This window comes from Pedobacter roseus, assembly GCF_014395225.1.
Lineage (GTDB): Bacteria > Bacteroidota > Bacteroidia > Sphingobacteriales > Sphingobacteriaceae > Pedobacter > Pedobacter roseus.
The window spans coordinates 5971677-5986615 of the sequence record NZ_CP060723.1 but is presented as its reverse complement, the minus strand read 5'-3'; the positions used below and the strand labels follow the sequence as shown (position 1 = coordinate 5986615).

General features: G+C 38.3%; 11 protein-coding genes. 4 read left to right on the top strand and 7 right to left on the bottom strand.

Going from position 1 to position 14939, the window contains the following annotated elements; translation table 11 throughout:
• Positions 1 to 3 precede the first annotated feature (3 nt).
• Positions 4 to 1461: an alpha-L-fucosidase gene (locus tag H9L23_RS24835; protein WP_246474777.1), complete on the top strand. Its 1458-nt coding sequence runs from the start codon at positions 4 to 6 to the stop codon at positions 1459 to 1461.
• Between the two features lie 6 nt (positions 1462 to 1467).
• On the opposite strand, the gene H9L23_RS24830 is transcribed toward H9L23_RS24835, so the two are convergent.
• The 3 genes from H9L23_RS24830 to H9L23_RS24820 form a co-directional block, all read right to left on the bottom strand.
• Positions 1468 to 2994, bottom strand: a complete 1527-nt coding sequence (locus H9L23_RS24830) for a rhomboid family intramembrane serine protease (protein ID WP_187592802.1) — start codon at positions 2992 to 2994, stop codon at positions 1468 to 1470.
• A 7-nt stretch (positions 2995 to 3001) separates the two neighbouring features.
• Positions 3002 to 3751, bottom strand: coding sequence for a class I SAM-dependent methyltransferase (locus H9L23_RS24825; RefSeq protein ID WP_187592801.1), 750 nt, complete (start codon positions 3749 to 3751; stop codon positions 3002 to 3004).
• 265 nt (positions 3752 to 4016) lie between these two features.
• A complete protein-coding gene (locus H9L23_RS24820; protein WP_187592800.1) occupies positions 4017 to 7214 on the bottom strand; it encodes a S41 family peptidase in 3198 nt (1065 codons plus the stop codon).
• 185 nt (positions 7215 to 7399) lie between these two features.
• On the opposite strand from H9L23_RS24820, the gene H9L23_RS24815 reads away from it, so the two are divergent.
• The 3 genes from H9L23_RS24815 (at position 7400) to H9L23_RS24805 (ending at position 10400) form a co-directional block, all read left to right on the top strand.
• Positions 7400 to 8671, top strand: a complete 1272-nt coding sequence (locus H9L23_RS24815) for a glycosyltransferase family 4 protein (RefSeq protein WP_246474776.1) — start codon at positions 7400 to 7402, stop codon at positions 8669 to 8671.
• Between the two features lie 178 nt (positions 8672 to 8849).
• Positions 8850 to 9596, top strand: coding sequence for a glycosyltransferase family 2 protein (locus H9L23_RS24810; protein ID WP_187592798.1), 747 nt, complete (start codon positions 8850 to 8852; stop codon positions 9594 to 9596).
• 243 nt (positions 9597 to 9839) lie between these two features.
• The gene (locus H9L23_RS24805; protein ID WP_121284244.1) at positions 9840 to 10400 is read left to right on the top strand and encodes a type 1 glutamine amidotransferase domain-containing protein; all 561 of its coding nucleotides are present in this window, start codon (positions 9840 to 9842) and stop codon (positions 10398 to 10400) included.
• A gap of 156 nt (positions 10401 to 10556) precedes the next feature.
• Here the strand turns inward: H9L23_RS24805 and H9L23_RS24800 are convergent, their stop codons facing one another.
• From H9L23_RS24800 to H9L23_RS24785, 4 genes are all read right to left on the bottom strand, one after another.
• The gene (locus tag H9L23_RS24800; RefSeq protein ID WP_025142129.1) at positions 10557 to 11600 is read right to left on the bottom strand and encodes a hypothetical protein; all 1044 of its coding nucleotides are present in this window, start codon (positions 11598 to 11600) and stop codon (positions 10557 to 10559) included.
• Positions 11601 to 11773: 173 nt separating this feature from the next.
• Positions 11774 to 12967, bottom strand: a complete 1194-nt coding sequence (locus H9L23_RS24795; protein WP_187592797.1) for a serine hydrolase domain-containing protein — start codon at positions 12965 to 12967, stop codon at positions 11774 to 11776.
• Between the two features lie 38 nt (positions 12968 to 13005).
• On the bottom strand, positions 13006 to 13920 hold the full coding sequence (locus tag H9L23_RS24790; RefSeq protein WP_187592796.1) for a lysophospholipid acyltransferase family protein: 915 nt from the start codon (positions 13918 to 13920) through the stop codon (positions 13006 to 13008).
• Between the two features lie 92 nt (positions 13921 to 14012).
• Positions 14013 to 14936 carry a lysophospholipid acyltransferase family protein gene (locus H9L23_RS24785; protein WP_187592795.1) on the bottom strand — a complete coding sequence of 308 codons (924 nt, stop codon included), beginning with the start codon at positions 14934 to 14936 and terminating at the stop codon, positions 14013 to 14015.
• Positions 14937 to 14939: the final 3 nt, after the last annotated feature.

The following is a 14939-nucleotide window of genomic DNA, read 5'->3' as shown; positions in this document are numbered from 1 at the left end:
ATAATGATGATAAAGCCCATATTGATTCTTTTCCTATTCTTAACGACAGCAATTTATGCCCAAACACCACCTAAACCTTATGGTGCACTGCCATCAAAAAGACAGTTGGCCTGGCACGATGTTGAAGTTTACGGTTTGATTCATTTTACGCCAACTACCTTCGAAAATAAAGAATGGGGTTTTGGCGATGCCGACCCGAAAACATTTAATCCAACAGATTTCAACGCCGATCAGATTATTAAGGCGGCTAAGGCAGGAGGATTAAAAGGGATCATTTTAGTTGCGAAACACCATGATGGTTTTGCCTTATGGCCAACCAAAACAACAGATTACAACATCAGTAAAAGTCCATTTAGAGCAGGCAAAGGTAATTTGGTTAAAGAGGTGGAGCAGGCTGTACGTAAAAATGGCTTAAAATTTGGGGTTTACTGCTCACCATGGGACAGGAACAATGCGCTTTATGGTACCGATAAATACCTGGCCATTTACCAGGCCCAGTTAAAAGAACTTTACAGCAATTTTGGGGAACTTTTTATGAGCTGGCACGATGGTGCAAACGGTGGTGATGGCTATTATGGTGGTGCGAAAGAAAAACGTTCGATAGACAATACCAAATATTACGATTGGAAAAATACCTGGGCCATTACCCGGACCATGCAGCCAATGGCCAATATTTTTAGCGATATCGGCCTGGATATCCGCTGGGTGGGTAATGAAGATGGCCATGCAGCTGAAACCTCATGGGCTACTTTTACTCCAATGGCTCCTGATGGAAAAAATGAAGCTGTTCCAGGTCAGGCAAACTACCCGCAAAGTCCTGAAGGGATTAGAAACGGTAAATTCTGGATGCCAGCTGAATGTGATGTTCCTTTAAGAAAAGGCTGGTTTTATCATGCCAATGAAAAACCAAAAACTCCTGAAACGTTGTTCGATTTGTATTTAAAAAGTGTGGGGCGTGGCGCAGGTTTAGATCTGGGTTTAGCACCTGATACCCGTGGACAGTTGCATGAATATGATGTAGCCGCTTTAAAAACCTTTGGCGATATGGTTAAACATACTTTCGAAAACAACCTGGCCAAAAATGCCCAAATTAAAGCAGGCCACAGCCGTGGTAAAAAATATGATGCCGCTACCCTACTCGATCATAACAGAGAAACTTACTGGGCCACTACAGATGATGTGCATCAGGCAAGCCTTGAAGTGGATTTAAAGGCTCCTAAAACATTCGACATCATCAGCCTGCAGGAATATATTCCTTTGGGTCAAAGGATAGAAGCTTATACCATCGAGGTATTTGAAAACAATAGCTGGAGAAAAGTTTACGATGGTACCAGCATAGGAGCAAAACGCCTGATTAAATTGGATAGTCCTGTTACCACCAATAAAGTAAAAATAAACATTACTAAATCTCCGGTTTGTATTACACTGAGCGAAATCGGACTGTACAAAAAAGCCGGATAAGCAAACTTAATCCGGTTTGTAAAGAATTTCGAAAACCTGTGCCAATGCAGTAGAAGTCTGTTTGCTATAGCGATAAGTGCTATCGGCCTTAATATCCCTATACATCAGCATTACGGCACGATGGGATGCTTTACTCAGTTTTACCTTTTCATCACGTTCTAAAGCATCTTCAGGTCTCAAAGTCAGGGCCTGCATTTGCTTAATAATCACCAGGTTTCTTTCCGTGGGTATAATACCATCTTCTTTGATAGAAGCGAGTTTAACATCTTTAGGCAAAGAGATTTTCAAATTCATAATGCCGTTGAGTGAGCCCATATTACCGTTAAAAGTATCCCTCAATTTGCGATATTCCTCTGTTCCATATTTCGGACTAAAATGAATTACTCCGCTAAAAAACATTAAAAATAAAAGCACTGATACCGCATATCTTGCCCAGGTTTTAACTTCGAAAGTTTTATCCCATTTATAGTTAAGCAGATAAGTAAAAATTAAACCCGAAACAAAACCACCAATATGTGCCGCATTATCAACCCTTTTTCCAAATGCACCATTGATGAGAACCAGTAAAGAAACAATCAATGTACTTACCAACAACGCTTTGGTAGCCTTAGGTTCGAAAGTTTTGGTAATCAATAAAGCTATAAAAGCGCCGTATAAACCCATTATAGCGCCAGAAGCGCCCATCATCACGCCTTCCTGGTGAAAAATCAAGCTCACCAAACCGCCACAAATGCCGCTCATTATATAAATAAAAAGGTATTTCTTCCAGCCCAGTTTATTTTCGATCATCAACCCCAGGTAAACCAGGGCATACATATTAAAAAACAGATGCGATTTAGATCCATGGATAAACTGATAGCTAATTAAACGCCAGTATTCGCCGCCCAGCACCAGATTACGCTGGTTAACACCAAAATTTAATGCGATCTTTTTAAGTGCCTCTATAAAATCGGGATCATAACTGCTCCCATTTCTTACAAATTGATACCTTAGGTACACTATTGAGAAAAGAACAAGCGCGATATAATAAAAGATATTTACGAGAACCAGAATCGGCGTTACCGTATAGCCTTTTTGCGGAAAAAACAAGAACAGTACATTTTTGATCTTATTTTTGGTAGCCAAAGGTGCTTTTTCAAAATAATGATCATCCTGCGTTTCTATAAACCGGTGGAATTTAATCAGGTTCTCTTCCCAAACATCTTTCAGGTGAAACTCTACATATTCAAATTCATGAAAAAATTTACCCAGGTTTAAGTCATTCTTGCCATAATCATTAAACAGCATCTGGATACCCACACATTCACTTTTTACTACAGCGAAATTTCCATGGATACGGATCGAAATTTCTTCGCTGTACGATTGGAAGGATATTGGCGTATAAGCAATTAAGCCGGTTTCGGAAACATGGCTTAAACTCCAGCCCAGATTTTCAATGGCCTGTTTGGCAACAATTAAATATTTATCTGCCGGAAATCCGGCCAAAGGAATAAATTTTTCAATTTTAGGCGAGTAACCCCAACTGATTGACATAGCGTTTTTAGATTTTCTTCGCTACTAAGATAATATATGGTGATAGATTTTTGCTCTCAAATGGGATAATCTTTGTAAATATTTTTCCGGTCAGCCAAACTGCTTTTTTAAATAAGCGAACACCGGCCGATTTCTGGCTTTCGTTTTCCAGCCATACACTAAAACGTCCAAAGTAACCTGATTTTACCTCTTTAAGGCCAGCCTGTTCACAGATTGATTTCAACAGTGCCGGATCCATGCTATCGATATTGTGTTTATCGTAATTTTCCTTATCAAAATTCTTCTGGAACCAACCGTTAACGGCTTTAAAATTTGGCAAGGTAATAAATAAGGTACCACCTGGCTTTACAAAGGCAATGTGGCGGTTAATAATGTCGGCAGTATCATTAAAATGCTCGATTAAACCGCAGCTTAGTACAAGATCATACTGTTTCTCTGGCGCATAATTAAACAGATCCGTTTCGATAATATGGATATCCTTTTCGGTTAACCCGTTTTTCTCCAAAAGTTCATTTACTACAGGCGGGTGAACAAAATAATCTAAAAGGGTAACATCAAGTTTGAAATATTTTTTCAGAAACACGGCATAATAACCCGGAAAACCGCCTAGCTCGATGGCCGTTTTAACGTTATCTTTCTGGATAACATCTGCCAGCTGGCTATGAAATAAATAGTTTGAAGGTAACTGAACCGCGAGTCCTTTTTTACTTTCCCAATAATTTACCCAAAAAGCCCTGTCGGTTAATAAATTTGCCATGTTTTAAATAATTCCAGGTCCAAAGAAACGGAAAAAATTGGTTAATTGTTTAAAATGGTTAACTGTTTAAACTGTAAAATCGGTCGAAAGCGAAACTTTATAAAAATATAATATTGAAACTTTATCGTCATTTCGACCGCAGTGGATAAATCTTTTAAACTTGCGGAAAAAATTTCTCTCCTGACTTAACATCGGGACTGTACTTCAGTCGAAATGACGACTCTGCGTGCTCGATTAACCGGTTTAAACAATTAACCGGTTAACCTTATTTCAGGTCTTTTAAGATCTCTGCTACTGCTTTTTCCAGCTGAGGATCTTTATCTGCAAGGCGATCTTCAAAAGTATTTTTCACAAAAATATCGGGTTTCACACCTTCTTTTTCAATATTTTTCCCGTCCATGGTGTAACAGCCCCACGATGGTAAACGATAAGAAGAGCCATCAACCAAACCTTTAGCCGAAGTAAAAATAATCCAGCGGTAGGTTTCCGTACCAATGATTTTTCCCAGTTTAAGTTGTTTAAAGCCAGCTGCCGTCATTTCGGCATCACTTAAAGATTGTTCGTTAATGAGGAGCACAATCGGCTTAGCTGCCGGACCAAAATTACTTTGGGGCGCCATTTTCCCGCCACGGTATTTCCATTGCAAATAAGGACGCTGTGAAAGGAATTTCAACACATCATCATGCACATTCCCGCCGGTATTGTAACGTAGATCGAGGATAATGGCTTCTTTGTTTTCTTCCTGCGCAACCATATCCAGCAAAAAACTTTCCAGTTCGCCGGTACTCATGTTTTTCATATAAGAATAAGCAATGCGGTTATTGCTCCATTTATCTACATTTTGATGATTTTTGGTAATCCACTCATCATAAAGATTTCCGCGTAAAGTACCCGAACTTTCCGGATGTACATTTACATAAACATCTTTTCCACCACGTTTAAAGGTAAGGCTCATCTCTTTATCCAATGAAGGCTTGCTGAAGTAGTAATCGCGGTCTATTTTTTCATCAACTTTAACGCCGTTCACTTCAGTTAAAATATCACCCGTCAAAATGTTGGTTCCGGTACGGGCGGCATTACTTTTAGCTGCAATGCGTTCTACTTTTAAAGGGTTTTCGTTATCGAAAATAATTCCTGTTTCGTTGGTAATATAATTGAGGTTTTTACGCTCCTCTGCCCCTGCACTGGTAAAGCCCATGTGCGAAGAATTGAGTTCGCCCAACATATCGTTCAATAAAATCCTTAAATCACTCCTGTTGTTCACATAAGGCAGATAGGCCGCATAACGCGTTCTCATTTTATCCCAATCTACACCATGGAATTTTTCATCGTAAAAATTTTCATCCAAACCCACCCAGGTTTCGTAAAACATCTGGTTAAATTCGGCATTCAGGTTTCTTGTAAATTTGTAGCCATGGTCTACCCGATCAAGTCGATTTCCCTCTAAAGTATATTTGTTGATAGTGCCGCGCGATAAAACGAAGAATTTATCCCCTGATGAGATAATCGAATAATCGCCGCCATCGGCAACTTTTTCGGTTTTATTGGCTTCGAAAGGTTCAATCGTTGTACGATAAAGCCCTGGCGCACCACCTTCATGATTAGATGAATAAAACACATAAGTTTTATCGCCTTTGGCAAAGGCATCAGTACCATACTGACCGCCGAAAGATGGACCAACCAATTCTATCCGGTCTAAAATATCCTGTGTATTAATGGTAATTACATCTGCTGGTTTTGGAGTAGGTTTAACATCGGCTTTCTTTTTAGCCGTATCCGCTTTTGCCTTTTTATCATTTTTAGGAGCAGTAACTGCAGGCTTAACATCAGTTGGTGCAGGTTTACTCTCTTTAAATAAATCATCAAACTTATCAGAACGGTAAGGCTCGTCGTAATTGTTCAATGCCATACGGTAAATATGCGCATTCTGCATACCAGTTGGGTAAGAAGGCTTGGTACGCGCACTGGTGAAGAAAATATATTTGCCATCCAGCGACCATGCCGGCCCGGTTTCGGTAACGCCTGTATTGGTTAAATTAATGGTTTTATTGCCTTTAATGTTATGTACCATAATATCCTGTTCAAAATTCCGGTATACCGTAAAAAGCACATATTCGTCATTTGGCGAAAAACTCGGCGCTGCACTTTGTAATGCCCAAAATTCGTCGGTAACCAATGTTTTGGCGTCAAAAGTTTTAAGGTCTATCAGTTTGAGCTCATTTCTACCGCTCAGGTAAACCGCCATGGTTTTGGTTTTATTTAAGGTGATATCGCGTACGTTCGCTTTATCTTTTGTAAGCTGCTTTACCGATCCTTTTCCATCACCGGTAATGGTAAACCAGTTCTGATAACCGTTAGCCGTTTGGCTGAATAAAATCGTTTTGTTATCGGCCAGCCATTTACACTCTAAAGCACGTTCGCCACTATTGGTAATTTTACGGATAAACTTTCCATCGGCATCACTCACAAACACTTCACCACGCGAAATAAAAGCCATCTTTTTTCCATCTGTAGAAACATCAAATGCCGAAATATTGCCACGCACATCGTACTCCTGTTCTTTGCTCAACACCTGGTTGCGTGAAGTACTGATATTAATTTTTTCTGTTTTTTTAGAAGCTACATCATAGGTATATAACTGGTAATCCTTTTCGAAAACCACGGTTGTTCCATTGGCCGAAACAAAAGGACGTTTTATGGAAGTATCAAAATTGGTTAAACCAGTTTTTTTCCCGTTGATAAAGGTGTATAGATTATATTCGTCATTTCCTTCATCTGATACAAAAAATACATTCCCTTTTTGATCAACACTGGTCCAGAAATCTTTTCCAATATAATCGGTATAACGTTTATAATTTTTCGTTTTTGGATTGTAAGATTGGATATCGGGATTGTAAGCGCCTTTATAGTGTTTGCGGTTTGTAAATCGGTAACTTTCCCAGGTATCATTAAAAAAAAGTTCACCTGTTGGCGATTCAGCAATATGGTGGGTGGTATTGAAATAATTATCGAATAAACGAACAGCAGTTCCCCCATTTACACTTACTTTATAGCTCGAAAAAGAATTATAGCGGCCAGAGGTGAAATAAATTGTTTTCGAATCCCAGCTCCAGTTATCTACTTCATCCGAAGCATCATTAAAAGTTAATTGTTTAATGTCTCCACCGGTTAATGGCATGATATACACATCATAATTACCAAACTGATTAGAAGAAAAAGCCATCCATTTCCCATCAGGAGATATTTTCGGATTAATTTCTTCTCCCTGCATGGCGGTAACCCTCGATGCTACACCTCCTTTAACCGGAACTTTCCAGATATCGCCATCATAGCTGAATACTATTGTCTGCGCATCGGGCGTTAAAGCAGGGTATGCTGCAAAATATGTTTGGCCTTGGGCAAAGGAATAAATAGGCCACAAAAAAGCTAATGCTGTTAGCGATTTTAACAGGGATTTGATCATGATTTATTTTGTTTGGCTTAGGATGTTTGAACCCGGCTTGTTTAAAATCATTATAAAACTTATGAAATGATTATTTTTAAACATCAAAGGCTCCATCCTACAATTAAAAAGCATTAAAAAATATTAGGATGAAATTACGCAACAGATTTTATATTCGTAAACAATAAAATGTATTTTTGATTGATTTGAAAGTAGTACACCTAAATACCTACGATGGAAATGGCGGAGCAGGACGTGCCTGTTTGCGTTTAAGTGATGCCCTGAAGGCAAGTGGAATCGATTCGAAAGTATTGGTTTACTATAAATTTGGCCAAAACCCAAAGATAGATACTTTTAGCAAATCGCCACTGCAAAAAGCCAGGGCTGTTTACAACATCTTATCAGAAAGATATTATGCAAAATGGCTGAGCAAATCAGTAAAAACGCCATTCAGTTTACAATGGTTCGGCCGTTCGGTCATAAACCACCCGGATGTTAAAAATGCTGATATTATCCATTTACATTGGGTAAATCATGGTTTTCTTAATCCAAAATTTCTAGCACAGCTTGATGAACTGGAAAAACCAATTGTTTGGACTTTTCATGATAGCAACGCTTTTACTGGTGGATGCCATGTGCGTTATGGCTGCGAAAATTTTCATCAACAGTGTGGAAACTGCCCGATTTTGAAAATCAGCGGCAAAAATGATATCTCACATAAAACCTGGCTACGCAAACAGAAAGCTTATACCGAATTGAATTTCCACATTGTGGCGCCTAGTAAATGGATGGCCGCATCGGTAAAATTTAGCAGTTTACTCGGTACCAGAAAAGCTACTGTAATTCCAAACACCATTGAAACAAAGATTTTCAAACCCTATGTTAAATCTGAAGCCAAAAAAATCCTGAAGATCAATCCGGATAAATTTGTACTGATGAGTGGTTTTATGCCTTCAAAAAACGACAAACATAAAGGAACGCCTTATTTGATCGAAGCTTTGGAAATCCTTTCGCGAAGAAGTGGAATTCAAAAAGAAAATATTGAACTGGTTATTTTCGGGAATAAGGAAAATGCCGAAATGCCCGAATTCCCTTTTAAAACCACATTTTTGGGTACCATTAATAAAGATGAGCATTTAGCGAAATGTTATTCTGCTGCCGATGCTTTTATTACGCCTTCCCTTGAAGATAATTTACCCAATACGGTAATGGAAAGTTTATCGTGCGCTACGCCTGTTGTTGCCTTTACCACCGGAGGCATACCTGACATGGTGAAACACATGCAGAATGGTTACCTGGCCGAGTATCAGAATGCAGAAGATCTGGCAAACGGTATTGAGTGGCTGTACCACCGCCCCAATAAAGAAGAAATCCAAAAAGCGGCCAGATTAAGTATTTTAACCGATTTCTCGGAAGAAGTTATTGCAGCAGAACACATCCATCTTTATGAAACATTGATTGATTTACAGCCGAAGTAAAAAAATAAAACACTGATATACAGAAAATTGAATTTGGTGCAAAAGTGTTGAACCAATTAGAAAAATAATAATTTCAATTTCTCAACATGATAAATGTTTGGCAAATTTCATTTTCACATCCGGGCAGAAAAATTTGCACAATCTTTATTAAATTTACTCCAATCCAAAAATCCAACTCTTGCCAAAGCTAACAGTCATCACCATTGTGTATAATAACGTTCGCGATATCGAACGTACCATCCAATCTATTCTTAAACAAACCTATAAAAAAATCGAATATATTGTAATAGACGGCGCATCAACTGATGGCACTTTGCAGGTTGTTGAGCGTTATAAAGATCAGATCTCAAAAATCGTATCTGAACCAGATAAAGGCATTTATGATGCCATGAATAAAGGTTTGGCCCTGGCAACAGGCGATTATGTTTTATTTATGAACTCGGGTGATGAGATTTATGATAAACATACTGTAGAAGATGTTTTTGCTACTGCTCCAGGTGCCGATATTTATTATGGAGAAACAGAAATGTATAACGATAACTGGGAAAACCTGGGCCGCAGAAGGCACGAAGCACCCGAAGAATTTGATTGGACCAGCTTTAAATATGGCATGAACATTAGCCATCAGGCCATTTACATCCGCCGCAGCATTATTACTCCTTACGATTTAACCTATAAATATAGCTCAGATATCGACTGGATTATAAAAGCAGCTAAAAAGGCATCTAATATTGTTAATGTTCACCGTTATGTAGCCAAATACCTGGTTGGTGGTATGAGCAAGAAAAAACACCGCGAAAGCTTAAAAGAACGTTTTAAAATCTTTACCAAATATTATGGTTTGATCCCTAATATTTTTAACCATGTTGTTATTGCCGGTAATTTAGCCTTATATTTTATTAGGCATCGTAGGACAAATGATTAGGTATTTTAGCCAATATATTAATATCGAAGTATCGTCATTTCGAGAGCAGCCGAGAAATCTATGTAAATCAATTTAGTTGAAAGATCTCTCCATTTCGTTGCACTTCAGTCGAGATGACGCCCCCTATCGGAATCTGTTAACTGGTTTGTACTATATTATGATGCCACCCTAATCTCAAATTTCTGAAACAATAATTTTCCTCAACTGTCTTTAATACATCACCTATTAAAAACATTAAAGATTATGGGACAATTAAGTAACCGCACTATTGCTGTACTTTCAGAAAGCGGATTTGAAGAAGTAGAATTAACCGAACCAGTTAAAAGGTTAAAAGAAGAAGGAGCAACCGTTCACATTATCTCCTCAAAAAGCGGAAAAATAAAAGCCTGGGATCAAGACCACTGGTCGATAGAAGTGGATGTAGATAAAACCATTGCAGAAGCAAATGCTGATGATTATAACGGATTACTTTTACCAGGTGGCGTAATTAATCCCGATCAGTTACGTGTTAACGAAGATGCCCTGGCTTTTGTAAAAACATTCTTTGCTGATGGGAAACCAGTTGCCGCCATTTGCCATGGTCCGCAAACGTTGATAAATGCCGATGTGGTTCAAGGCAGAAAATTAACCTCAGTAAAGAATATTTCACAAGATTTAATTAATGCCGGTGCTATTTGGTCGGATGAAGAAGTAGTGGTAGACCAAGGTTTGGTGACCAGCCGTACGCCAAAAGATTTACCTGCTTTTAATGATAAAATTGTAGAAGAATTTGCCGAAGGTGTTCATGAGGGGCAGCACGCCTAAAAACTTTGGACGCTCTTTCTAGATTCACTCAAAAACGGTCGGCAATTTGTCGGCCGTTTTTCTTTTAAGCTATTTTTTGTGCCATCAGATATTACCATCTGAAGGATAAATTTATTTTGATTATTTTCAGTGTAGGAAGGTAACACCCAACGCCACTTATAGCTTTACCTGCCTGATGATATTTTTTATATTCAGTTCAATAATATCCGTCATGGTTTTACAGCGCAAATAATTCTTATCCTTAAAATAATCGCTCATGCCCTGTTTTAGCAAAGCAATGTTTTCTGGTGTGGTGAGTTCTTCTTTGTTCGAAACGTCTCGGAGATCAGTTAATCGATGACGCTCACTCCTCACCCGGTGCACAATAGATGAGCGTTCTTCCTGTTGATACTGCAGTACGGTTTTCTCGGTCAATTGCTCCATGCTCATTTTTACATAAGGCAAATTTTCTTTAAAAAACTGTGGAAGGTAAACCTTTAAATTCCCTTCATAAAACTGTTGATCAAAATCTATTGCCCTGATGCGGAACTGGATGTCATCAAAATCGGGGGTAATCTGCACCACGAAATTATAAGCACGCATATCGCCCAAAAGCATAATTAAGCAGCGTTCGTTAAACTTAACAAACTCTTTTGCAATACGGGTAGGATTAAATTCTGGCGTATACAATTGTCCTTTGGTAAAAACATCACCTGGAATTCCAGCGATATGCTCTTCTACCAAAGTATCACCATCAACCAGGTAATTTACCTGATTTGGTGAAAGGATTTCTTCCATTTCCAGTCCATAAATACGCGAGGCATCAGCTTTCTTAATATAGAAATAATCGTACACATCATTTAAACGGTTTACGATCCGTATGCGGAAGGGATGTGTGTTTCCAAAGGTGCAATATTCAATTTTATCGATGTATTTATGCTCTACAATCCGTAAGTTACCCGATGCTTTTAAGTTGGCATAAATTTCTTTTAAGCCATCATGCAGGGTTTCAATTAAATCCTGAGCATAAATCGGTCCTTCCCAAAGCGAGTCTTTACCAAATTTATCCATTAAAGGAAAAGCTTCGTTAAATTGCATCAGGTCGTTATAACCGATGGGCAATTTGGCTTCGCGTTGGTAAGTGCGCAAATATTTCTGCAAAGCAGGTGTAACCGGAAAAATCGGCTTCTTTTTTGAAATTTTTACATCGTTATTTTCCATGCAGAGGCAATGTACTATTTTCTACAAAATATGTTTAAATTTTTGCCACAAAGAATATCTGTTGTCAACCATAGGGCAAACAAAGAATAGCGCAGCGTAAGCATTTTAAACACAGATATACCATCCGTGTTTATCTGTGGTACATCAGTGGTTAAAAAACATGCCTCCGTTGGCTACTTACCCTTAGGATAACTAAATGGCAAAGCACTTAAATACCTGCTGATTTTCCTATAAGGATAATTACCTGCCCCATGATCGGCGAACTGTACAATAATAGTATTAGTTTTTGGATCGATATATAATCTTTGCCCCAGCATACCCTCAGCAGCATAATCTCCCTTATCCCCTTCCTGTGGAATCCACCAAAGGTAATGATGAGCTGATTTTTGCCAGCCTTTTGCTGATGCTGGTTTTTCAGCACCAATATTTATAGATTGATTTACCCAATCTTCAGGCACAACCTGCTTGCCATGATATTTTCCTTTATTCAGATACAAACGCCCGATTTTAGCAAAATCAATGGCGGTTACCTGGAAACGACTGGCGGTATTGGTTAAACCGTTTACCTGATCTAATCCCCAGGTGGCGTCATATTGCGTACCGATCTGCTTCCACACATTGGCTTCAAAATACTTCGCCACCGATTTACCTGTTGCCTTCTTTAAAACCCAGCCCAATAAAATCGGATCAATACTTTTGTATACCCAAACCGTACCCGGCTTATTTACCAGTTTAACTTTCATCAACTGCGCTTTCATATCATCAGTATAATAATATTTGGCTTCGTCTGAGAAAAATGCCTTTACAATTCCACCTAAAGCATCCTGAAATTCAAGTCCTGATTTCATATCCAGAAGGTTTTTTAAAGTAATTTGTGCAAAGGCAGGGTTCGATTTTAATTCAGGAATATACTTTGTTACTTTTTCATCTAAGTTGTTAATGCTGTGATCTGCCAATGCCTTACCGATAGCAATAGAAATCATACTCTTAGCTCCCGAAAATATACTCGTTAAGGTACTATCGCTATAACCCTTATCATATCGCTCATATAAAATGCTATCATTCCTGATCACAATAAAAACATTAACCTGTCCATTTTTTAAATAGTCTTTTAACGGAATAGAATGATTATTTCCATCTAATACATGAAGCGTATCCAGATCGTTGCGTTGTTTTGGAGGCCTTATAAAGTGTAAGGCCGAATCACTTTTATGCGAAACTTCCTGTGGAAAAATTTTATAGGTTTCGGCGCCGGGTGTTCTATATCTTAACACCCTTCTGAGGTATGGTTTCCAGAGCAGGAGCGCAAAAAGCAATAAAAAGAAGGAATATATCAGGATTAAGAGTGTTTTTTTGAAGATTTTCATCGGCAGCTTTTAACATTCAAATATAAAATATTTAAAGTTTAAGCCTGTTTTAACATCTCATTTTTATTAAGAAGAAGTTCTGGTTTGGGCTTGTATTTCCACCGTTTATGGCTCCACAACCAATAGGCGGGTTCTTCGTTGATCATTTTCTCCAGAAAGCGGGTATGCAGTTCAGTGATTTCAAATTCAGCGGTTTCTGCGGGGTTTAAACATAATGGCACACAATCCACTTCGTAAAATCCGCGTTTCAATACATTTGTTTTAAAATAGAATATTGGTTGATTGGTACGTTTTGCAATTTTCTCAATTCCCAATTGTACTGAACTGGATTGGTGCAGAAAGGTAGTCCAGTAATGCGATTCATCTTTAGAAGGTGCCTGATCGTTCCCAAAACTAAAGATACTCGGTTTTCCTTTACTGGCCTGCAAAGCGCGCATGGTCTGCCGCATGGCAATAAGTTTATTCCCGAACCTGCTTCGTACTCCTTTAAACCAATTATCGAATATCGGGTTAGTTAAAGGTTTATAAATGGGGTAATGATCTGCTGAAAAATTGAGGCCAAGGCCCAAAGTACCCCACTCCCAGTTGCCATAATGTGCCGAACAAATCAATACGCTTTCGCCACGGTCTAAATAGGCCTGAACCTGATCCCTATTTTTAAAAATAAAACGCTTCTCTATTTCTTCTTTTGAGATACTGTTCATTTTTAAAACCTCGAATATCAGTGAAGCCAGATAGCGGTAAAAACGTTTCTCGATAAGAATAATTTCTTTTAATGGCTTATCAGGAAGGGCTTTTAACAGATTTTCCCGCACCACTTTCCTGCGGTAGCCCAAAACAAAATAAAGCAGTAGGTAAGCTCCATCGGCCAGAATGTATAAAACAGATAGTGGAAACAGAGATAATACGCCTAAAAAAAATATTCCCAAATGGGAAATCCCCTTTTTAATCATATCAGAATTAGTTGAATTGCTAAATTAAAAAGCAACGCAACTAATTATGCCACAAAAATGTTAGATTTTAATTTAAGGATACGATAAGCGGTTTAAACCATAGCATCCATTACATTCTGATCTGCCGCCACCTTCTGAACTTTCTGCTCTGGTTTGTACTTCCACCTCCGGTGACTCCACAACCAATAAGCAGGCGCTTCTTTGATCATATCTTCTAAAAAGTGTGTATGCATCTCGGTGATTTCAAATTCGGCAGTTTCAGCGGGATTTAAACAGATCGGCACGCAGTCTACTTCGTAATAGCCCCTTTTTAAATGATTTATTTTTAAGTAAAAAACAGGGCGATTGGTTTTTCTGGCAATTTTTTCTACACCCAGCTGGATCGATGATTCCTGGTTTAAAAACATGGTCCAGTAGTTCGATTCATCTTTAGAAGGCGCCTGATCGCTTCCAAAAGTAAACATGGTCGCCACATTTTTACTCGCCTGTATTGCCCGTAAAGTTTGGCGCATAGCCACCATCTGGTTACCGAATTTACTTCTCATGGTTAGGAACCAATTATTGAAGGATTCGCTGCTTAAAGGTTTATAAATTGGATAATGTTCGCCTGAGAAGTTTAAACCTATCGCCATACAAACCCATTCGTAATTTCCGTAATGTGAAGAACAAAAAATTACGCTCTCGTTATTTTTAAGATAAGCCTCAACCAGATCGGTATTTTTAAATTTAACCCTTTTATTCAGCTCTTTTTTAGAGATGCTTTTCATTTTGATCACTTCGATAAAAAGTGAAGCTAAAAATTTATAGAACCGTTTTTCTATCGCATAAATTTCAGTAGCGGTTTTCTCTGGAAAAGCATTAACAAGGTTTTCTTTAACCACTTTTCTACGGTAGCCAAAAACATAAAAAATTAACATATAAAAAGCATCTGCCAATCTATATAAAATAAATAGCGGCAAGAGAGAGAGCATATTTAATAAAAATATACCCACATTGGATAACCCTTTATTAATCATGAT